Annotated in this window: 17 protein-coding genes and 1 tRNA gene; 14 read left to right on the forward strand and 4 right to left on the reverse strand. The window is 71.8% G+C overall.

Annotated features, from left to right (window positions below; translation table 11 throughout):
• On the forward strand, positions 1-1,053 hold the full coding sequence (locus O0235_RS13585) for an LLM class F420-dependent oxidoreductase (protein WP_270056310.1): 1,053 nt from the start codon (positions 1-3) through the stop codon (positions 1,051-1,053).
• On the opposite strand, the gene cofH is transcribed toward O0235_RS13585, so the two are convergent.
• Positions 1,050-3,512 (reverse strand): 5-amino-6-(D-ribitylamino)uracil--L-tyrosine 4-hydroxyphenyl transferase CofH, encoded by a 2,463-nt coding sequence (gene cofH / locus O0235_RS13590; protein ID WP_270056311.1) that lies wholly within the window; start codon positions 3,510-3,512, stop codon positions 1,050-1,052. The genes O0235_RS13585 and cofH overlap by 4 nt on opposite strands.
• Before the next feature lie 95 nt (positions 3,513-3,607).
• On the opposite strand from cofH, the gene O0235_RS13595 reads away from it, so the two are divergent.
• From O0235_RS13595 to O0235_RS13610, 4 genes are read left to right on the forward strand one after another with little or no spacing between them, the layout of a single operon-like run.
• Positions 3,608-4,075, forward strand: a complete 468-nt coding sequence (locus tag O0235_RS13595) for a winged helix-turn-helix transcriptional regulator (RefSeq protein ID WP_270056312.1) — start codon at positions 3,608-3,610, stop codon at positions 4,073-4,075.
• Positions 4,072-4,509, forward strand: a complete 438-nt coding sequence (locus O0235_RS13600; protein WP_270056313.1) for a hypothetical protein — start codon at positions 4,072-4,074, stop codon at positions 4,507-4,509. Before O0235_RS13595 ends, O0235_RS13600 begins: the two co-directional genes overlap by 4 nt.
• 45 nt (positions 4,510-4,554) lie before the next feature.
• Complete coding sequence (locus tag O0235_RS13605; protein WP_270056314.1) at positions 4,555-8,994, forward strand: Lhr family helicase; 4,440 nt, start codon at positions 4,555-4,557, stop codon at positions 8,992-8,994.
• A complete protein-coding gene (locus tag O0235_RS13610; protein ID WP_270056315.1) occupies positions 8,987-9,847 on the forward strand; it encodes a DNA-formamidopyrimidine glycosylase family protein in 861 nt (286 codons plus the stop codon). The genes O0235_RS13605 and O0235_RS13610 overlap by 8 nt, the downstream gene beginning before the upstream one ends.
• Here O0235_RS13610 and O0235_RS13615 read toward each other — a convergent pair.
• Together O0235_RS13615 and O0235_RS13620 are read right to left on the reverse strand one after the other, a co-directional pair.
• Positions 9,744-10,862: a glutamyl-tRNA reductase gene (locus O0235_RS13615; RefSeq protein WP_270056316.1), complete on the reverse strand. Its 1,119-nt coding sequence runs from the start codon at positions 10,860-10,862 to the stop codon at positions 9,744-9,746. The two genes, O0235_RS13610 and O0235_RS13615, sit on opposite strands and share 104 nt — an antisense overlap.
• A 23-nt stretch (positions 10,863-10,885) precedes the next feature.
• The gene (locus O0235_RS13620) at positions 10,886-12,328 is read right to left on the reverse strand and encodes a CoA-binding protein (protein ID WP_270056317.1); all 1,443 of its coding nucleotides are present in this window, start codon (positions 12,326-12,328) and stop codon (positions 10,886-10,888) included.
• 155 nt (positions 12,329-12,483) lie between these two features.
• Here O0235_RS13620 and def point away from each other — a divergent pair, with 155 nt between their 5' ends.
• The 9 genes from def (at position 12,484) to O0235_RS13665 (ending at position 18,787) form a co-directional block, all read left to right on the forward strand.
• Positions 12,484-12,984 (forward strand): peptide deformylase, encoded by a 501-nt coding sequence (def, locus tag O0235_RS13625; protein ID WP_270056318.1) that lies wholly within the window; start codon positions 12,484-12,486, stop codon positions 12,982-12,984.
• A gap of 11 nt (positions 12,985-12,995) precedes the next feature.
• Positions 12,996-14,345 (forward strand): phosphopyruvate hydratase, encoded by a 1,350-nt coding sequence (gene eno, locus O0235_RS13630; RefSeq protein WP_373324329.1) that lies wholly within the window; start codon positions 12,996-12,998, stop codon positions 14,343-14,345.
• A gap of 1 nt (position 14,346) precedes the next feature.
• Positions 14,347-14,829 carry a hypothetical protein gene (locus tag O0235_RS13635; protein WP_270056319.1) on the forward strand — a complete coding sequence of 161 codons (483 nt, stop codon included), beginning with the start codon at positions 14,347-14,349 and terminating at the stop codon, positions 14,827-14,829.
• 31 nt (positions 14,830-14,860) lie between these two features.
• Positions 14,861-15,433, forward strand: a complete 573-nt coding sequence (locus tag O0235_RS13640; protein ID WP_270056320.1) for a DinB family protein — start codon at positions 14,861-14,863, stop codon at positions 15,431-15,433.
• Positions 15,430-16,287, forward strand: coding sequence for a hypothetical protein (locus O0235_RS13645; protein WP_270056321.1), 858 nt, complete (start codon positions 15,430-15,432; stop codon positions 16,285-16,287). Before O0235_RS13640 ends, O0235_RS13645 begins: the two co-directional genes overlap by 4 nt.
• Positions 16,288-16,337: 50 nt before the next feature.
• Positions 16,338-16,760, forward strand: a complete 423-nt coding sequence (locus tag O0235_RS13650; RefSeq protein ID WP_270056322.1) for a hypothetical protein — start codon at positions 16,338-16,340, stop codon at positions 16,758-16,760.
• A gap of 65 nt (positions 16,761-16,825) precedes the next feature.
• Positions 16,826-17,752 carry a branched-chain amino acid transaminase gene (locus O0235_RS13655; RefSeq protein WP_270056323.1) on the forward strand — a complete coding sequence of 309 codons (927 nt, stop codon included), beginning with the start codon at positions 16,826-16,828 and terminating at the stop codon, positions 17,750-17,752.
• Complete coding sequence (locus O0235_RS13660) at positions 17,716-18,657, forward strand: PH domain-containing protein (RefSeq protein WP_270056324.1); 942 nt, start codon at positions 17,716-17,718, stop codon at positions 18,655-18,657. The genes O0235_RS13655 and O0235_RS13660 overlap by 37 nt, the downstream gene beginning before the upstream one ends.
• Positions 18,658-18,712: 55 nt before the next feature.
• Positions 18,713-18,787: transfer RNA gene (locus O0235_RS13665), tRNA-Arg, on the forward strand.
• Between the two features lie 16 nt (positions 18,788-18,803).
• On the opposite strand, the gene O0235_RS13670 is transcribed toward O0235_RS13665, so the two are convergent.
• On the reverse strand, positions 18,804-19,802 hold the full coding sequence (locus O0235_RS13670; RefSeq protein ID WP_270056325.1) for a threonine ammonia-lyase: 999 nt from the start codon (positions 19,800-19,802) through the stop codon (positions 18,804-18,806).
• Positions 19,803-19,870: the final 68 nt, after the last annotated feature.

Consider the following 19,870-nt stretch of genomic DNA (forward strand, 5'->3'; position numbering starts at 1 on the left):
ATGAAGCTCGGTCTCAACATCGGCTATTCCGGCGCGCGCATCGAGCTGCCGCTGGACCTGATTCGCTACGCCGAATCGCTGGGGTACGACTCGGTCTGGACCGCTGAGGCCTACGGGTCGGACGCGGTGACGCCGCTCGCCTACCTGGCTGCGCTGACGAGCCGCATCCGGCTCGGCACCGCCGTGATGCAAATCCCGGCCCGGACGCCGGCGATGACCGCGATGACGATGTCCACCCTCGACCAGCTCTCGGGCGGCCGGGTGATGGTCGGGCTCGGCCTGAGCGGCCCGCAGGTAGTCGAAGGCTGGCACGGGGTCCCGCACGGGCGGCCGGCGGTCCGGATGCGGGAATATGTCCAAATCCTGCGGAAAATCTGGGCGCGGGACGAGCCGGTCGTCTTCGATGGGGAGGAGTACCAGCTGCCGTACCGAGGGCCCGGCGCCACGGGCCTCGGGAAGCCGCTGAAGAGCATCCTGCACGGTCGCCAGCTGCCCGTGTACCTCGCGACGATGGGGCCGGTCAACATCCGCACGACGGCCGAGCTCGCCGACGGGTGGCTGCCCATCTGGTTCTCGCCGAAGCGCATGCCGCTGTTCCGGCCGCACCTCGAAGAGGGCTTCCGCCGCGCCGGCAACGGGAAGAGCTGGAAAGATTTCGACATCGCGGCCGGCTGCACCGTCGCGATCGGCGATGACGTGGGCGCGCTGCTCGCCGCGCAGAAACCGTTCCTCGCGCTCTACATCGGCGGAATGGGCGCCCGCGAGAAGAATTTCCATAACGAGATGGCCGTCAAGTACGGCTACGGCGACGCGGCCAAGCGCATCCAGGAGCTGTACCTCGCCGGGCGGAAGCGCGAGGCCGAGGAGGCGGTGCCGGATGAGCTGGCCGATGAGATGTCGCTCGTCGGGCCGGTCGCGCGCATCCGCGAACGCTTCCGCGATTGGGAGGACGCCGGCGTCACGACCCTCCTGGTGCAGTCGCGGCAGCCCGAGGCGCTCCGCCTGATGGCGGAGCTGACCGGCGCCGATCGCGGGGCGGCGGCCCGGGATTAGGGCGCGGCGGCGGCCCGCTCCGGCGCCCGCTCGTACTTCCGAACCGGCGTGAGCACGATGGGCGCGAGCGGCGGCGCCCCGAACGAGGCGATGACGCGTTCTTCGGGCGCCGGGCCGTAGGTGGTGGTGCGCTGCCGGGGCGTGCGGCCCATCGAACGGATCAGCCGCTCCATCTCCTCCGGCGGGAGTTCCTGGCCGAAGCCGGCGCCGGCGGCGCGCGAGATGCTCTCGTTCATCAGCGTGCCGCCCATGTCGTTGACGCCCGCATCGAGGCAGGCCCGCACGCCTTCGGGGCCCATCTTCACCCACGAAACCTGGATGTTCGTGACGTACGGGTGGAGGGCGAGGCGCGCCACGGCGTGCATCAGCACCGCCTCGCGGAACGTCGGCCCGCGCCGGGCGCGGCCCTTCAAATAGATGGGCGCCTCCATGTGGACGAACGGGAGCGGGACGAACTCCGTAATGCCGCCCGTCCGCTTCTGGAGGTCGCGCAGGGCCACCAGGTGGCGCGCCCAGTTCCGCGGCCGGTCGATGTGCCCGTACATGATGGTCGAGGTCGTCCGGAAGCCGACCCGGTGCGCTTCTTCGACCACCCGGAGCCACTGGTCGGTGGAGAGCTTGTCCGGGCAGAGGATGACGCGGATGTCGTCGTCGAGGACCTCGGCGGCGGTGCCCGGGAGCGTACCGAGGCCCGCTTCGCGCAGGCGGAGCAGGAATTCGCGGACCGTGATGCCGAGCGTCTCGGCGCCCTGCGCCACCTCGAGCGGCGAGAAGGCGTGGATGTGGAGGCCCGGCACGGCCTGCTTCACGGCCCGGAGGATGCGGAGGTAGGTCTCGCCCGTGTACTCGGGGTGGATGCCGCCCTGCATACAGACTTCGGTCGCCCCGCGCTCCCACGCTTCGCGGGCGCGGCGGACGATTTCGCCGGTGTCGAGGTCGTACGGGGTGCCGCGGAGGCTTTCGCTCAGCTTGCCCTTGGCGAAGGCGCAGAACTGGCAGCGGAAGTAGCAGATGTTCGTGTAGTTGATGTTCCGGTTGACGACGTAACTGACGACCTCGCCGTTGACAGCTTCGCGCAGCCGGTCGGCTGCTTCGCAAACGAGGTGGTAATCGTCCCCGCGCGCCTGGAAGAGGCGCTCGATTTGCGCTTCAGTCAGGTCCTCTCCGGCCTCACGGGCGGCCAGGATGGCGCGGACCTCGGCAGTCGAGGTATCGGCCCGGCGGGCCGGGTCGAGTTTCCGGGGGATGTCGGCCGCGGGCGGCGCGGCGGCAGCGTCGCCGGGTGACCAGTCGTCCATCCGGGCGAAGCCTTCGGCGTCGATGGCGCGGATGACGGCGGTGCGCAGCGCCGGGTCCTGCCAGCGCTCGGAGTCGACCGCATACGCCGGGTAGACCGGGAGCCGTTCGATGAGCACCTTGCCGCATTCGGCGGTGCGCTGGCGGAGCTGTTCGAGGTGCGGCCACGGCGCCTCTGGGTTGACGTGGTCGGGCGTGACCGGTGAAACGCCGCCCCAGTCGTTGAGGCCCGCGGCGATGAGCCGCGGGTACTCATCGTAGCTGAGGTTCGGCGGCGCCTGGATGTTCATCTCCGGCCCGAAGATGACCCGGGCCACGGCGAGTGACCAGAGAAGGTCGTCGAGGTCCGGCTCGGGCGCGTTGGCCATCTTCGTGCCGGGCTTGGCGCGGAAATTCTGGACGATGATCTCCTGGATGTGGCCGTACTCGGCGTGCAGCCGGCGGAGAGCGAGGAGCGATTCGACCCGTTCGCGGCGGGTCTCGCCGATGCCGATGAGGATGCCGGATGTGAACGGCACATGCTGGCGGCCGGCCTCGGCGATGGTGGCCAGGCGGACCGCCGGCCGTTTGTCGGGCGAGCCGTAGTGGACAGCGCCTTTTTCGGTGAAGAGCCGCTCGGCGGCGCTCTCGAGCATGATGCCCTGCGACACCGAGACGCGCCGGAGCAGCGCGATTTCCTCTGCGGTCATGACGCCCGGGTTGGCGTGCGGGAAGAGGCCTGTCTCGCGGTAGACCAGCTCGGCCATAGCGGCGAGGTAGGCGATGGTCGTCGGGTAGCCCATCTCGTCCAGCTCGCGGCGGGCCGTGCGGTAGCGCAGCTCCGGCTTGTCGCCGAGCGTGAAGAGGGCTTCGCGGCAGCCTGCCGCCGCGCCGGCGCGGGCGATCTCGAGCACCTCGTCCGGCGTCATGTAGGCGCGCTGGCCGGGTCTCGGCGGTTTCGCAAAGGTGCAGTAGTGGCAGACGTCGCGGCAGAGCTGGGTGAGCGGGATGAAGACCTTGCGGGAGTACGAGATGACGTTGCGGTGGCCGCGGTCGCGGAGTTCCGACGCGGCGGCGAGAAGCGGTTCGAGGTCGGTTTCGTCGGCGAGGGCGAGCGCCTCTTCGTCGGTGGGCAGGAAGCCGGCGAGGGCGCGGTCGAGGGTGGCGCGGGTGGTGGTGAGCATAGGTCGCCCCGGCGCGGGGTTTCGGAGTAACTTCAGTTCTTGAACTTACCCCTGCGCGCGCGTAGCATAACGCAACCGATACCCGGAGGCCAGCCGTGTCCCAGCAGGTGCGCTGTCCCGTCGCCGCCACGCTCGAACTCGTCGGCGACCGCTGGACGCTGCTCATCGTGCGCGACCTGCTGCGCGGCCGGCGGCGCTTCAACGAACTCCGCGAGTCTGTCGAGGGCATCCCCCCGGCGGTGCTTTCCGCCCGGCTCCGGACCCTGGAGGGCGCGGGCGTCATCGAGCGGCGCGCCTACCAGGACCGGCCCGCACGGTACGAATACCGGCTGACGCCGAAGGGCCACGCCCTCGGGGTGGTCGTCGGGGCGCTCGCGGACTGGGGTCAGCGGTACGCCGAGGCGGACCTCGCGCTCGTCGACCGGGAATGCGGCCATGGCCTGAGCGTCGTCTACCTCTGCCCCACGTGCGAACGGCAGGCGCCGCGGCGGCGGGTGCGGTTCGCAGGCCGGGGAGAGCACCCGTTGCCCTCCGGTGGGGCCGGGGCTACGCTGCCGGGATGACGCAGCCCTCCCGCCTCATCTACCTGCCGCCCGGGGTCGCCGCGGTGCCGGCCGCGCCGGTCACGAACAACGGCGCGCCGTTCGACCGCAATTTCTTCGAAAACGTCCTGCCGCCGGCCATCGCCGCGTTTTGCTCGCAGGTGAACTGCGAGGTCCCGGTCGTCGAACTGACGACGATCGATGGCGTGCGCCACTACGTGAACGGCATCAGCGGCGTCTCGGACCAGTGGGTCGCGCTCCAGACGTCGAGCCCCGACCACGAGCACCCGACGCAGGTGTTCATTCCCTATCAGACCATCTTCCGGGTAGAAATCCATCCTGAGCACGATGCGCGGCGGCACCGGCTGGGGTTCCTGACCGACGCGGCGCCCCCGGCGCGGCGGCAGGCCGGCCAGCGCGGCCGGGCGCGGACCGCTGCGGAGAAGTCCGACTGACGAACATCTGTTCGCAGCCCTGGCGCTCTGGCACAATGGACGGCGATGACTGCGCCATCCCCGGCCGCAGACCCGCTCGCACCGTTCAGCGCGCCGGTTCGGTCGTGGTTCACCGGCGCCTTTCCCGCGCCGACGCCGGCGCAGGCGCTGGGGTGGGAGGCGATCGCCTCCGGTCAGCACACGCTGCTGCTCGCTCCGACGGGGTCCGGGAAAACGCTCGCAGCCTTCCTCTGGTGCCTCGACCGGCTGGTCCAGCGGCCGCCGCTCCCGAACGACAGGAACGGCAAGGCGCGGCGGCCGGGCGTCGCCGTGGTCTATATTTCGCCGCTGAAGGCGCTCTCGTACGACATCGAGCGCAACCTGCGCGCGCCGCTCGCCGGGCTCCGGATTGCGGCGCTGCGCGAAGGGCTGCCCGAGCCTGACATCACGGTCGGCGTCCGGACGGGGGACACCCCAGCGCGCGACCGCGAAGATTTCCGGCGCAACCCGCCCGACATCCTCATCACGACGCCGGAGTCGCTCTACCTGCTGCTGACGTCGAAGGCCCGGGAGGCCCTCGCGACGGTGGAGACCGTCATCGTCGACGAAATCCACACGATGGCATCGACCAAGCGCGGGGCGCATCTCGCGCTCTCGCTCGAGCGGCTGGAGCGGCTGACCGGCCGGGAATTCCAGCGCATCGGCCTCTCGGCCACCCAGCGGCCGCTGGATGAAGTGGCGCGCTATCTCGGCGGCGACCGGCCGGTGCGGGTGGTCGATGCCGGTTCGCAACGCCCGCTCGACCTCGAGGTCATCGTTCCGCTGGAGGACATGACCCGGCCAGCCGACTACGCGGGCCCGGTCCCGGAGCGTGAGCTCAGCCCCGAGCAGCGCAGTTCCGTTTGGCCCGCCTTCTACCAGGAGATTCTCCAGCTGGTCCGCGCGCACCGGTCGACGCTGGTGTTCGTGAACAACCGGCGGCTCGCCGAGCGCATCGCAGCGCGGGTGAACGAACTCGCAGGCGAAACGCTGCTCAGGGCCCACCACGGCTCGGTCTCGCGGGAGCAGCGGTTCGCCATCGAGGAGCAGCTGAAGGCTGGCCAGCTCCCGGGGATCGTCTGCACGAGCTCGATGGAGCTCGGCATCGATATGGGCGCGGTCGACCTCGTGGTGCAGGTCGAGTCGCCGAAGAGCGTTGCGAGCGGTCTCCAGCGGGTCGGCCGGGCCGGCCACCAGGTCGACGGCGTGAGCCGGGGCCGGCTGCTGCCGAAGCACCGCGCCGACTTGCTCGAGTGCGCGGTCGTGGCGCGCCGGATGCGCGAGGGCGCGATCGAGGCGACGCGCGTTCCGCGGAACCCGCTCGACGTGCTCGCCCAGCAGATCGTCGCAGCCTGTGCGGTCGAGGAGATGACCGCCGACGAGCTCCTGTCGATGGCCCGGAGGAGCTACCCCTTCGCGACTTTGAGCCGCGAACAGCTCGAGGGCGTGCTGGGCATGCTCGCCGGCCGCTACCCCTCGGACGAGTTTGCGGAGCTTCGGCCGCGGGTGACCTGGGACCCGGAGACGGGTGCCGTGAGCACCCGCCGCGACGCGAAGACGCTCGCGATCATCAATGCGGGCACGATCCCGGACCGGGGCCTGTACGGCGTGTACCTCGGCGAGGACGGGCCGCGGGTCGGCGAGCTGGACGAGGAGATGGTGTACGAAAGCCGGCCGGGTGAGACCTTCCTGCTCGGCGCGACGACCTGGCGCATCGAACGCATCACCCGCGACCGCGTCATCGTCTCGCCGGCGCCGGGCCAGCCGGGGAAGATGCCGTTCTGGCGGGGCGACGGCGTCGGCCGGTCGGCGGAACTCGGGGAGGCGGTCGGCGCGCTGGTGCGCGGCCTCGAGCGCCGCCGCGAGGACGAGGCCGCGGCGTGGCTGGAGCGTGAGACCGACCTCGACCGCCGGGCCGCGCGGAACCTCGCTGCCTACCTCGCGGAAGAGCGGGAGGCCACGGGCTGGCTCCCCACCGACCGGCGGATCGTGGTGGAGCGGTATCTCGACGAACTGGGCGACTGGCGCATCGTGCTCCTCTCGCCGTACGGCGGCCGCGTCCACGCCCCGTGGGCGATGGCGATCGAGGCCCGCCTGGCGGCGGCCGGGTTCGGGGAAGCGCAGGTCATCTGGGGTGACGACGGCATCGCCATCCGCGCTGGCGGGGCAGAGGAGCCGCCCCCGTCGGACCTTCTCTTCCCGCCCGCGGACGAGGTCGAAGACCTCGTCATCGAGCGGCTCGGCGGCACGGCGCTGTTCGCCGGCCGGTTCCGCGAGAACGCTGGCCGGGCCCTCCTGCTGCCCCGGCGGCGTCCCGGCGCGCGGGCGCCGCTCTGGCTCCAGCGGCAGCGGGCCGCGGACCTGCTGGCCGTGGCGAGCAAGTACGGTTCCTTTCCGATCGTCCTCGAGACCTACCGTGAGTGCCTGCAGGACGTGTTCGACCTGCCGGCGCTCGGGCGGCTCCTGCGGGCGGTCGAAACCGGGGACGTGGAGGTCCGCGAGGCGGCCGTTCGCGATGCGTCGCCGTTCGCCCGCTCGCTCGCGCTCGAGTACGTGGCCGCCTTCATGTACGAGGGCGACCTCCCGCTCGCCGAGCGGAAGGCACAGGCGCTTTCGCTCGACCGGGCGCTCCTGCGCGATCTGCTGGGCGAAGCGGACTTGCGGGAGCTGCTCGACCCCGCGGCGGTCGAGGCCGTCGAACTGGAGCTTCAAGGGCTCACGGGGGTCCGAAAGCCGGCCGATGCCGACGGCCTGCACGACCTGCTCCGGCGGCTCGGCGACCTCACGGTCGATGAGGTTGCGGCCCGCATCGCCGACCCGGGGCGGGCAAGCGCGCTGCTCCGGCAGCTGGCGGCGAGCGGCCGCGCCTGCCCCGTCCGCATCGGCGGCGAAGAGCGCTGGATCCCTGCGGAGGATGCCGTGCGCTACCGCGATGCCGTCGGTGCGGTTATTCCGCAGGGCGTCCCCGGCGCGTTCGCCCCGGCCGCGCCGGGTGCGCTGGCCTCGCTGCTCCTTCGGTATGCGCGCACGCGCGCGCCGTTCGCGACGGTCGAGCCCGCCGGGCGGTGGCGGCTGCCGCCGGCCATCGTGGCCGACGCGCTCGCCGCGCTGGAAGCCGAGGGCCGGATGGTCCGGGGCGAGTTTCGCCCCGGCGGGAGCGGCGAAGAGTGGTGCCACCCGGAGGTGCTCCGCCTGGTCAAGCGGCGCTCGATTGCGCGGCACCGCCGCGAGGTCGAGCCGGTCGATGGGGCGGCGTTCGCCCGCTTCCTCCCGGCCTGGCACGGCATCCCGGGCAAGCACGTCGGGCTGGACGGCCTCCGCGACGCTATCGCCCGGCTGGAGGGCTACCCGCTCCCCGCCTCGATGCTGGAGCGCGCCATCCTGCCTGCCCGGGTCGAGGGGTACACGCCCGCGATGCTGGATGCCCTGTGCGCGGCCGGCGAGGTCGCGTGGTTCGGAGCCGGGCGCATCCGGGACGACGACGGGCGCATCGTGCTCGCCGCGCGGGAGCGGCTGGAGGCATTCGTGGCGGGTGGACCGCCGCCCGGCGACGGCACCGCGCGGGCCATCTTCGACCTCCTGCAGGCGCGCGGCGCCCAGTTCTTCGCGGACATCGCCTCGGCGGTCGGCTCGCCCGTCCGGGAGGTGCTCGATGCCCTGTGGGAGCTCGCCTGGGCGGGCCTCGTCACGAACGACACCTACGCGCCGGTCCGCGCCTGGCTCGGGCGCGGCGGAGACCGCCGGCCGGCACCGGGGGGACGGCTGCACCGCCTTCCGCCGGAGTCGGGCGGGCGCTGGGCGCTCCTCCCGCCGGCCGCCGAACGAACGCGGTCGCTGCACGCGTGGGCCGGGGCGCTGCTCGAACGGCGGGGCGTCGTCACGCGCGAGGCGGCGAACGCGGAGGCGCTGCGCGGCGGCTTCTCGGCCCTCTACCCGGTCTTCGGCGAGATGGAGGAGCGGGGCCGGGCGCGGCGCGGCTACTTCGTCGAAGGGCTCGGCGGCGCCCAGTTCGCGCTCGCCGGCGCTGTCGAACGGCTCCGCGCCGAGCGCTCCCCGGCCGAACGCCCCCGCGGTGTTCTCCTCGCAGCCGTCGACCCTGCGCAGCCGTACGGCGAGGTGCTGCCGTGGCCGGGCACCGGCGAAGGCGCGGCCCGGCGCGCACCGGCGCGCGCGGCCGGCAGTTTCGTCATCCTCGTCGAGGGGGTCCCGGTGCTGTTCCTCGAGCGCTGGGGCAAATCGCTCGCCGTCCTCGTGGCGGCGTCCGACGATGCTGACGGTGCGATGGAAGCAGCCCTCGATGCGCTGGCGGCCGCGGCGCCCGCCCTCGCGCCCCGGGGGCTCACCATCGAGCGCATCGACGGGGGGCCGGCCTCCGCATCGCCGCTGGCCGCGCGGCTGACGGCGCGGGGCTTCGCCGCGGGCTACCGCGGCCTCGTGTACCGCCCGGGGGCGCGCCGCGATGCCTGAGGGCGATGCGCTCTACCGGTTCGCCCGCCGGGTCGGCGATGCCCTGCAGGGGAAGGTCATCCTCGCGGCCCGCGCGCACGGGCCGGGTCCCGTCCCGAAGGTCGAGCGTGTCGTCGGGACGGTCTGCGAACGGGTCGAGTCGCGCGGGAAGAACCTGCTCATCACGTTCGACAACGGGCTGGCCCTGCGCGGCCACCTCCGGATGTACGGGACGTGGCACGTGTACCGGCCGGGGCAGCGGTGGGCCCGCCCCGCGGCCGAAGCCCGGCTCGTCCTCGAGACGGCGGATGCCGTCGTGGTCAATTTCAGCGCGCCGGTTATCGAACTCCTCGAAGCACGGGCGCTGGCCCACCATGCGCCGGTCGCGGAACTCGGGCCCGACCTGCTCGCCGACGATTTCGACCCGGGCGAAGCGCTCCGGCGCCTGCGCGACCCGCTGCGTGCGGAGATGACCATCGGCGACGCCATCATGGACCAGCGGGTGATGGCGGGTGTCGGCAACATCTGGAAGCACGAGACGCTCTTCCGCTGCGGCGTGTACCCCTGGGCACGCGTGCGCGACCTCGACGACTCGACCTTGCTCGAGGTCATCGAAACGGCGCAGCACCTGCTCCGGGCGAGCGCGGGGAAGTCCAACAAATGGGGCCTCGGGCGGCGCCCGTCGACGTACGCCTACATGCGAGGGGGACAGCCGTGCCGGCGCTGCGGCACGGTGCTCCGGAGCGCGCGGCAGGGGATCGACATCCGGTTCACGGCGTGGTGCCCGCGGTGCCAGCCGGCGCCGGCTGCGGGTGGTCCGGCTCCTCCGCAGCAAGGCGCTCGAAACCATCCGCCAGGCGCTCCGCAAGGCTGAGGTTCCCGGTCCGGCGCAGCCCGGCGGTCAGCGGGTGGAGCAGGCGGTTCGCCGCCGAGCGGAGCGCGCGGTCGACCGCTGCGGCATCGGCGCCCGGGTGCCGGGCGAGCGCCCGGGCCAGCGCCTGCTGCCGGGCGTGTTCCGCGGCCAGGCGGAAACGGCCGATGGGATGGCTCGCGTCTTCGGTCGCGGAGGCCAGCCTCCGCTCCAGGGCGGTTTCGACGGTCTCCCGCAGGCGGGCACGGAGCGCCATCGCATGAGGACGGCGGGCTTCGTCGTCCAGCATGTCCGCGAGCGTCACGATGGCCGCTCCCGGCGCGCTCGTGAAGTTCCGCGGCGTGCCGAGGTCGATGAACAGGCGAGCTGCGGCGAACGCGCGGACGTCGATTGCCCCCGCGCCGGAGCCGAGACAGCCTGCGACGATGTCGGCGCGGACCCCGGGCGCTTCGGCGAGCGGGACGAACGGCAGGCCCTCTCCGGGGTCCCGCCGGCCGCTGAGGGTGACCTCGAAGCCCAGTTCGGCGGCGCGGCGGGCGATGAGCCGCCCGAGCGCGCCGGTCCCGAGCACCAGGAGTCGGCCGCGCCTCGCGGCGCCCGCAAGCGAGAGTGCGCGGTCCAGGAGGTGCCCGGCATGGCTCTGCGCCGGGAGCGACTTGCGCCCATCGCGCGCGGCAGCGAGGGCGAGGTCGGCGGCTGCCCGGAGCGGCCCCCGCGCACCCGTGAACGCGGCGCGCACCTGGCCGGCAATCTGTGCTTCGCCGAGCACGACCGATTCCAGCCCGGCTGCGACTGCAGCGAGCCGTCCGAGCGCTTCGCGCCCGGCCAGCCGGAGCGGCGCGCCGCAGCTGCACGGGCCGAACCCGTACGCTTCGAGGCGCTGACAGCTGCGCACGATGGCATCGCTCGGATGGCCGGACTCCACCTCAGCGGCAAGTGCAGCCATCGAGATCGCATCGAGTGAGACGGTGCGCCAGGCACAGGCCCGGAAGTCCCGCAGCCACGACGGCTCAGGCATATTGTCGATGAAGTGTATCGACTTTAGTGAGATGAGGGAAGGTCGCCGCGCATCCGCTGCCAGCGGAGGAGGTGGCCGAGCGCAACGCCCGCGCGGGCGATCGACGGATACGTCGCGATGCCGGCGCGCCAGCAAAGCTCCYGGAAATCCAGCGATTGCTGGAATCCTTCGACATTGGTGGCCGGGCGGATGGCCACGACGATCGGCTTGCCGGAGGTCTCCTGGATGCGGCCGAGCGTCTCGGCCTGCCGGACCATGCGGTTCCGGGCGTCGCCGACGCGCGCCATCGGACCGGACCCGAAGCTGGTGTGGTAAAGGATGACGTCGACGTTCGGCGCCGCTGCGACGGGCCTGAGCGTGGCCTCGAAGCCCTCGTCTTCCCACATCGAGGTGGTGTCGATGGGGTTCCGGATGCTGGTGCCGGCCTCGTGCGTGACCTTCGCGAGCGCCTCCTGCGTTTCCGGCAGGAGCGGCGGGAGCGCGAGGCCCGCGGCGGCGAGGTCGTCGGCAGCGAGGACGCTCGCCCCGCCGCCGCCGCCCACGACGACGATGTTCGGCCCGGCGAGGCGCTTGACGAACTGGAACGTGACCGCCATGTCGGTCAGTTCTTCGAGCGATTCGACGCGGATGGCGCCGGCCTGCCGGCAGAGGGCATCGAAGACCTGCAGCGAGCCGGCGAGCGATGCCGTGTGCGAGTTCGCGGCGCGGGAGCCAGCCTCGGTGCGGCCGCTCTTGAGGATGACGAGCGGTTTCCGCGCCGCGGTCTCGCGGATGACGCGGGCGAGGCGGGGGCCATCCTGGATGCCCTCGAGGTAGGCGACGATGATGCCCGTCTCCGGGTCGTCCTTCAGGTACTCGAGGAAGTCGGCAGCCTTGAGGTCGGCGCCGTTGCCGAAGCTGATGACCTTCGAGCAGCGAACACCGCGCGGCGTGGCATAGCGAACGAACTCGCCGGCGTTCATCCCGGACTGCGAGACCATGCCGACCGGGCCGGGCTCGGGCGGCTGGCCCGGCATCATCGCGAGGCGGGAGGCCGGCACGTAGAGGCCCATGCAGTTGGGGCCGATGATGCGGATGCCGGCTTCGCGCGCGCGGGCGACGATCGCCTGCTCCATCTTCGCGCGCTCGGCGTCGCCGGTTTCGGTGAAGCCGGCCGTGAACAGGTGCAGGACACGGACGTTTTTCGCGATGCAGTCTTCGAGCAGCTGCGGCACGAGCCGGGCCGGCACGGACGAAATGACATAATCGACGTCATCCGGGATCTCCCGCAGGGAGGGGTAGCACTTCAGCCCGCGGATGGCCGGCGCCGTCGGGTGGATGAGGTAGATGGGACCGCGGAAGCCGATCTCCTGCAGCGAGGCGACGAACCCGCCGCCGCCGAACCCGGCGCCTTCCTTCGCCGAGACACCGGCGATGGCGATGGAGCGCGGGTGAAAGATGAAGTCGAGGGCAGGGGCATCGGACACGTCGCTTCTCCAGTGGCGGTTCTTCACGCACGAATGCCCGGCCGGAGGGCCGGGCAGCGCCAGTCTACCAGAGGGCCGGCTGCATGCGCCCGTAGCCGCAGGCCGCGGTACACTGGCGGCCGGCGCCAGCCGACCACATCGCGGAGCCTGTCCAGGTGGCCATCATCCCCATCCGGCGCGCGGGTGACCCGGTCCTCCGGGAACCTGCGCGGCGCGTTCGCACGATCGACCGCTCGATCCACAAGCTCATCGAAGACATGTGGGAGACGATGTACGACGCCCCCGGCGTCGGGCTGGCGGCGCCGCAGATCGGCGTCCYGCTCCGGGTCATCGTCATCGATGTGCACGACGAGAAGTACCAGCCGATCGCGCTGGTCAATCCTGAAATCGTGAAGCGGTCCGGCCAGCGCACCTGCGACGAAGGCTGCCTCTCGGTCCCRKGGTTTCGCGGCCAGATCCCGCGCTCCGTGCGTGTCGTGGCGCAGGGGACGGACCCGTACACCGGGAAGGTCGTGCGCATCAAAGCCGAGAACGACCTGATGACCGAGGCGCTGGAGCACGAAATCGACCACATCAACGGCATCCTCTACATCGACTACCTGCCGAGCCCCGACGCGCTCATCCCGCTGAGCGACGCGCCGGAAGTGCGCGGCTGAGGAGTGCACACATGCTGATCGAGCACATCGAAGCCTCAGAAGTCCTCGATTCGCGAGGCAACCCGACCGTCAGGGTCGTCGTCGCGCTGGATGACGGCGCGGTCGGCACGGCGATGGTTCCCTCCGGGGCATCGACCGGGGCCTACGAAGCGGTGGAACTGCGCGACGGCGGGACGCGCTACGGCGGCAAGGGCGTCCTCAAGGCCGTGCGGAACGTGAACGAGACGATCGCCGATGCGCTGGCAGACGCTGATGCCAGCGACCAGCTGCTCATCGACCGCGTCCTGTGTGAGCTGGACGGCACACCCAACAAGTCGCGGCTCGGGGCGAATGCCATCCTCGGCGTGTCGCTGGCGGTGGCCCGGGCGGCCGCAGAATCGTGGGGCGTGCCGCTCTACCGCTACCTCGGCGGGCCGACGGCGCGCGTGCTGCCGGTCCCGATGTTCAACATCCTGAACGGCGGCAAGCACGCCCCCGACAGCACCGACTTCCAGGAGTTCATGGTGATGCCCGTCGGCGCCCCAACGTTCGCGGAAGGCCTGCGGATGGGTGTCGAGGTGTACCACGCGCTCAAGGCCGTGCTGCACGATGCCGGCCATATCGTTTCCGTGGGCGATGAGGGCGGGTTTGCGCCGTCGCTCGGGGGCAATGAAGCCGCTGTCGAGGTCGTGATGCAGGCCATCGAGCGCGCCGGCTACCGGCCCGGCGAGGACGTCGTGCTCGCGCTCGACCCGGCAACGACCGAGCTCTTCGGGAACGGCGCGTACACGCTCGCGAAGGAGGGGCGGACGCTGACCTCGGAAGAGATGGTGGCGCACTGGGCGGCCTGGGTCGACAAGTACCCGATTCGCTCGCTCGAAGATGGGCTGGCGGAGGACGACTGGGAGGGCTGGAAGCTGCTGAACGCCCGGCTTGGCGAGCGCTGCCAGCTGGTCGGCGACGACCTTTTCGTCACGAACCCCGCGCGGATTCGCCGCGGCATCGCCGAGAAGTCTGCGAACAGCGTCCTCATCAAGCTGAACCAGATCGGCACGCTCACGGAGACCCTGGAAGCTGTCGAGGCCGCGCACCGCGCCGGCTGGACGACGGTGATCAGCCACCGCTCCGGCGAGACCGAGGACCCGTTCATCGCTGACCTGGCGGTGGCGACCGGGTCCGGGCAGATCAAGACCGGCGCACCCGCGCGGAGCGAACGGACGGCGAAGTACAACCGCCTGCTCGAAATCGAGGCGGAGCTCGGGCGGCGGGCGGAGTACGCCGGGTGGAACGCGATTCGCCAGCTCGGGCCGGCCCCGGCGCGCGAGCAGCCTCCCCAGCCCCGCCCGCGCCCGCGGAGCGATCGCCGCCGCGGCCGGCACTGACATGGACGTCGCCATCCGGGCAGCCCYGGACCGCCTGATGTACGAGCAGGCGGTGGCGCTCCACATGCTGGACCTCGCCGGGCCGGGAGCGCTCGAACGGGAGCTTCCCGGCTCGGGACGACGAGCGGCGGAGATATTCGGGGAGGCGGAGGCCGCGCTCCGGCGCATCGAGGCGCTGCTGGGCGGCGGCCAGCCAGGGGAGGAGCACCCGGCGGCAGCGCCGGACATCGCGGCGGGACTCCGGACCCTGCTCCGGCGCGTCTTCGGCGCGGCCTGCGGTCTCGGTGAGCGGCGCCCTTCGGAAGAGGTCCTCGGTGAGCTGTGGAACGCAGCAGCCATCTACACGGTGCTCCGGGCCGACCTGCTCAGCGCGTTCCCGGAGTCCGCGGAGGACCCCGTCGTTCGCCGCTGGCAGCGCGCGCYCGAGCCGCCGGCTCACCCGCCGCACCCGGCGGCGGTCGACGACGGCGAAGGCCCGGGGTAACGTCTCGGTCAGCACGCCTGGGGGTGGTCCGATGCCTGACCTCGACGCCATCATCCGCGAACTCGATGCCCACCGGGAGCGGTTCGAAGCGTTCTGCCGGTCGTTGAGCGCCGAGGAGCTCGAGCGGCCGGTGCCGCAGTCGACGTGGCTCGTCCGTGATTTCATCGCGCATCTCGCCACCATTGACGGCCCGGTCGCGGAGATGTTCCGCGCGGTCCGGCGCGGGGAGGATGGCGGGATCCGGACGCCGGACGGCGCCCGGTTCGACGTCGACGACTGGAACGAGCTTCGCGTCCAGGAGCGTCGGCGCTGCTCCGTCGAGGAGCTGCTGGAAGAGGCGAGGAAAGAGCGCGCGGCGCTCAAGCGCGACCTCCTGGCGCTTGCCCCGGCCGACCTGGAGCGGCCGCTGAAGTTCGCCGGCGACGCCAAGCGCCCGCCGGCGACCATCCCGCTCGGGGTGTACCTCGCGGGGTGGTGCAAGCACGACCCGATGCACGTCGTGGACATGTGCCGGGCGCTGCCAGGCCGCGCGGAGGAGCTGCGCGGCTGGCTCGATGACCCGGTGGTTGCCCGCTACCAGGCGGCGATGAACCCGGCGGGATGAGCGGGCACCGCATCTCGCCGCCGCGCATCGATGCCCGGGCTTCACGGGCCCCCCGCCCGCCTGCCGACCTGCCGGGGAGCACGAACGCGTACCGGCAAACCGGCTTCCTCCTGGCCGAAGAGGCCGACCTCGTGGTCGACGGCCTGAACCTCGAAGGCGAGCAGGCGTCGGCTGCTGCGGGGGCGAAGTTCCGGACGCGGGCCGTCGCGGCCGTCTACGGTCCGTGGTCGCGGGGGTGGCTGGCGCGGCTGCAGGCGCTCCACGCGCTCGAATGGGGAGATTACTCCTCGGCCATCGTGCTCGCCCGCGCAGCGGCCGATTTCGCCGCCGCCGCGGCGGCGCTCGCGGGGTCCGGGCTCGAAGAGTGGTCGGCCTGGCTCGATGGCGGCGGCATCGGCGACGCGCACGACCAGCATGCGGCGCGGTTCGACCTTCACCCCTTCCGCTCGGCCGAGACGCTGGCGCGCCTGCCCGAACTCGGCGCCGTTTACCGGGAGGCGAGCGACCTCGCCCTGCCGCACTTCGGCGCGACCGCCCTGGTGACCGCGTCGGAATCGAATGCCGAACGGGTGCTCGCAACCTTCGGGGACCGCGATTTCCACCTCGGGCTGGCCGAGCTGGTGTTCGGCTGGCTGCTCCGGCTTGGGCTCATCCACTGGGAGGCGGTGGGGAGCAGCCCGGCGCTGCCCCCCGCCCCGGAAGGCGCGGCGGGCTGGAGAGCCCGGGCGGAGCGGGTCCTGGCGCGCCGCGACCGCTGCCGCATCGAGCGGGTCGACGTCGACGGCATCGAACGGCCGCTCATCGTCAACTGGCGCCGCGAACCGCGCGCTGCGCCCCGGCGCGTGCTGCTGTAGGTCAAGCGGTCCGCACCCGCAGAAGCAGCGGTGGGTGTACCATCGGTGCGATGATGGGAGTCCGTCGCCTCGGTATCGCCTGCCTGGTCCTCCTTGGCCTTGTGGCGGTGGGCTGCAGCCGCGGCGAAACGCCTCCTCGCGGCACCGGCAACGATGAGGACTACCTGAGGGCCGTCTGCGCCGGCATCGACCGGGTTTCGGATGCGCTGGTGAGCGCCTCGTCAGCGAACGAGATCGCCGCGGCTATCGAGGAATTTGCGGACACGATGCGCGCCATCAACCCGCCGCCGGACCTCACGGAATACAACCGCCAGTTCGTCGCGTACCTCGATGCCGCGTTGAAGGACCCGACGTCGGTCGTCACGACGGCCCCGCCGCTCCCGCCCGACGGACCGCGCCGGCGGCTGGCGCAGCTCGAGCCGGGCATCGCCGAATGCCGGGAGCCGACGTTCTTCAGCCGGGGGCTGGAGTAGTCCGCCCAAACTGCCCGCCGGCGTATACTTGCGGAAACCCCCGGGCCGCCGGGACGAGGAGACCCATGCCGACACCGTATGCCTACTTCCAGGGAAAGATCGTGCCGCTGAGCGAGGCCAAGATCGGCGTCATGACGCACGCCTTCAACTACGGGACGGCGGTATTCGAGGGCATCCGGGGCAACTGGAACGCAGAGGACCAGACCGTCTATCTCTTCCGAATGCGGGAGCACTTCGAGCGGCTGCAGCAGAGCGCCAAGATTCTGATGCTCCAGATGCACGACAGCGTCGACCGGCTGTGCGAGATCGCCGTCGAGCTGGTCGAGCGCAGCGGCTACACGGAGGACGTCTACCTGCGGCCGATGGTGTACCTCTCGAGCGAGCAGCTTGGGGTGCGGCTGCACAACCTCGAGAGCGATACGCTCATCTTCCTGACGCCCTTCCCGGCCTACCTTCCCGAGGTGGCGCGCTGCCACACGAGCACGTGGCGCCGGGTGCAGGACACCGGCATCCCGCCGCGGGCGAAGGTCACGGGCATCTACGTCAACAGCGCCCTCGCGAAGACCGAAGCGAACGCCAACGGGTTCGATGAGGCGATCATGCTGAACGAGAACGGCCATGTCTCGGAAGGGAGCGGCGAGAACATCTTCATCGTGCGCAACGGCCGGCTCATCACGCCGACGCCGGCGGACAACGTGCTCGAGGGCATCACCGCGCGGAGCGTCGTCGAGCTCGCGCGGAACGAGCTCGGCATCGAACTGGTCGAGCGGGAAATCGACCGGACGGAGCTGTACGTCGCCGACGAGGTGTTCATGACGGGCACAGCCGCGCACCTCACGCCGGTGGTCGAAATCGACCGGCGCCCGGTCGGCGACGGCCGCCCCGGGCCGATCACCCGCAAACTGAGCGAGCTGTACTACGACTGCATCCGGGGCAAGAACGAGAAGTACCGCGCATGGTGCACGCCGGCACGCGTCCGCGTGGCGAACTGACCCCCGTCGTCTTTCGGCCGCCCCGGGCGATGGGCGTCATCATCGGCGGGGCCTTCGCGGCGTGGGCTGCCGTCGTCGGCTTCCTCGCGGCGTCGATCGCATGGGGCGCTGAGCCGGAGTTCAAGACGTTCCTCGCGTGGACGGTTGCAGCAGCGGCCCTGGTGCTCGCGGCGGTGTTCGCTGCCTGGGCCGGCGCAGTGGGCACGCTGGCCTACATCGTCCGGCCCGACGTGCTCGAAATCCGCTGGGGCTGGCGGCGCGTGCTGGTCCCTATCGGCTCGATCCAGCGGCTGGTGCCCGGCCGGACGCTCGACCCGCCTGAGGTCGGCGGAATCAACTGGTGGGGCTGCCACGTCGGCGCCGGCGACGTGAAGCGGGTCGGCTACACGCTCTTCTACTCGACGCACACGAGCCCCGAGGAGCTGCTCTACGTGGTGACCGACGGGGAGGCGTACGGTCTGACGGTGGAGGACCAGGCGCGGTTCGCCGAGGCGATCCAGGCGCGGGCGGCGCTCGCGCCGGTCGAGACCCGCGGCGAGCAGCGCTCGGTGGGCGTCGGCCCGGCGGCGCTGCCGCTCTGGCAGGACCGGGTGGCGCTCTGGGCCATCGGAGCGGGCGCCGCGCTCTGCGCGCTCGTCTGCGGCTATGTCTTCACGGCGTACCCCGGTTTGCCGGAGGTGGTGCAGCTGTCGTTTCCGTCGCTCGGCGGCATCGTGCGCATCGGCGACCGCTCGGAGCTGCTGGAGATTGCCTACCTCGCTGCCGGGGTTTTTGCGGCGAATGTGGCGATTGGCGCGGGTCTCCACGCCGTCGAACGGGCCGCCGGGCTGTGGCTGTTCGCGAGCGGCGCGCTCCTCCAGGCGGTGCTCCTCGCTGCAGCGCTCATCGCGTTCGCGGCCGCCTGATCCCGTCTGCCGCCGATGTGCGCAGTGCGCGCCCACGCGGTAGCATTTGGGGCAGGCCCCCGTAGCTCAGCGGATAGAGTGTCGGCCTCCGGAGCCGAAGGCGCAGGTTCGATTCCTGCCGGGGGTACCACCTTGCTCCATGTGGTTCAGCGCCCGGGCGCAAACGCCCGGGCGTCGTTCGTCAGCAGCCGCGCGTACATCTCGGGGTCGACATTGCCGCCGGACACGATCGCGGCGACGCGGCTCCCCGGTTCGACGGGGACCCGGCCAGCCAGCAGGGCAGCGACAGCGAGCGCGCCGGTGGGCTCGGCGACGAGCTTCATCCGCAGGCCGAGGAACCGGACCGCTTCGACGAGGTCGTCATCGGTCACGGTTGCCACGCCGTCGACGAGCCGCGAGACGACCCGGTAGGTAAGTGCGCCGGGCTGGCGGGTGCGGGCGCCATCGGCAATCGTCCGCGGCGGGTCGATGAGGACCGGGCGGCCGGCCGCGAGGCTGCGGACCCAGTCGTCGCCGTCTTCGGGTTCGATGCCGAACACCTTCGCACGCGGCTGGAGCGCCTTGACGACCGTCGCGACGCCCGAGAGCAGCCCTCCGCCCCCGAGCGGGACCACGACGGCGTCGACGGGCCCGGTTTCGGCGAGCAGTTCGAGCGCCACGGTGCCCTGCCCCGCCATGATCGCCGGGTCGTCGAACGCGGGGACCGGGACCGCGCCGGTCCTGCGGGCGAAATCTTCGACGAGGTCCGCAGGCAGCGCGAGCTCACGGTCGTAAAACTCGACCCGCGCGCCGTAGCCGAGCGCGGCGCTGATTTTCGCTGCCGGGGCGTCAGACGGCATGAAGATGGTGGCTGCGGTGCCGACGACTGAGGCCGCCAGTGCGACGCCCTGTGCGTGGTTCCCGCTCGAGGCCGCGACGACGCCCCGCGCCCGTTCATCGGCTGAGAGCTGCGCGAGCCGGTTGAGCGCGCCYCGGATTTTGAACGAGCCGGTCCGCTGCTCGTTTTCGCACGCGAGGTAGACCCAGCAGCCGGACCGCCCGTCGAGCTGGCGTGACGATGTCACGCGGGTGCGGTGCACGACCCCGGCGATGCGGCTGCTCGCGGCCGCGACGTCGGCGAAGGCGATCGGCAGGCTTGCGTCCATGCCCGTACGCTACTGCGGCGCCCGGCTCGCGGCCACTGGCGGCGCCCTCCCGCGCCCGGTACGATGCC

It is taken from the genome of Tepidiforma flava (genome assembly GCF_027594505.1).
Taxonomy (GTDB): domain Bacteria; phylum Chloroflexota; class Dehalococcoidia; order Tepidiformales; family Tepidiformaceae; genus Tepidiforma; species Tepidiforma flava.

Coding starts and splice junctions, on each gene's coding strand:
- O0235_RS13585 (WP_270056310.1), top strand. CDS start 1: ATGAAGCTCGGTCTCAACATCGGCTATTCCGGCGCGCGCATCGAGCTG.
- cofH (WP_270056311.1), bottom strand. CDS start 3,512: ATGCTCACCACCACCCGCGCCACCCTCGACCGCGCCCTCGCCGGCTTC.
- O0235_RS13600 (WP_270056313.1), top strand. CDS start 4,072: ATGACGCAGCCCTCCCGCCTCATCTACCTGCCGCCCGGGGTCGCCGCG.
- O0235_RS13605 (WP_270056314.1), top strand. CDS start 4,555: ATGACTGCGCCATCCCCGGCCGCAGACCCGCTCGCACCGTTCAGCGCG.
- O0235_RS13610 (WP_270056315.1), top strand. CDS start 8,987: ATGCCTGAGGGCGATGCGCTCTACCGGTTCGCCCGCCGGGTCGGCGAT.
- O0235_RS13615 (WP_270056316.1), bottom strand. CDS start 10,862: ATGCCTGAGCCGTCGTGGCTGCGGGACTTCCGGGCCTGTGCCTGGCGC.
- eno (WP_373324329.1), top strand. CDS start 12,996: ATGCTGATCGAGCACATCGAAGCCTCAGAAGTCCTCGATTCGCGAGGC.
- O0235_RS13640 (WP_270056320.1), top strand. CDS start 14,861: ATGCCTGACCTCGACGCCATCATCCGCGAACTCGATGCCCACCGGGAG.
- O0235_RS13645 (WP_270056321.1), top strand. CDS start 15,430: ATGAGCGGGCACCGCATCTCGCCGCCGCGCATCGATGCCCGGGCTTCA.
- O0235_RS13650 (WP_270056322.1), top strand. CDS start 16,338: ATGATGGGAGTCCGTCGCCTCGGTATCGCCTGCCTGGTCCTCCTTGGC.
- O0235_RS13655 (WP_270056323.1), top strand. CDS start 16,826: ATGCCGACACCGTATGCCTACTTCCAGGGAAAGATCGTGCCGCTGAGC.
- O0235_RS13660 (WP_270056324.1), top strand. CDS start 17,716: ATGGTGCACGCCGGCACGCGTCCGCGTGGCGAACTGACCCCCGTCGTC.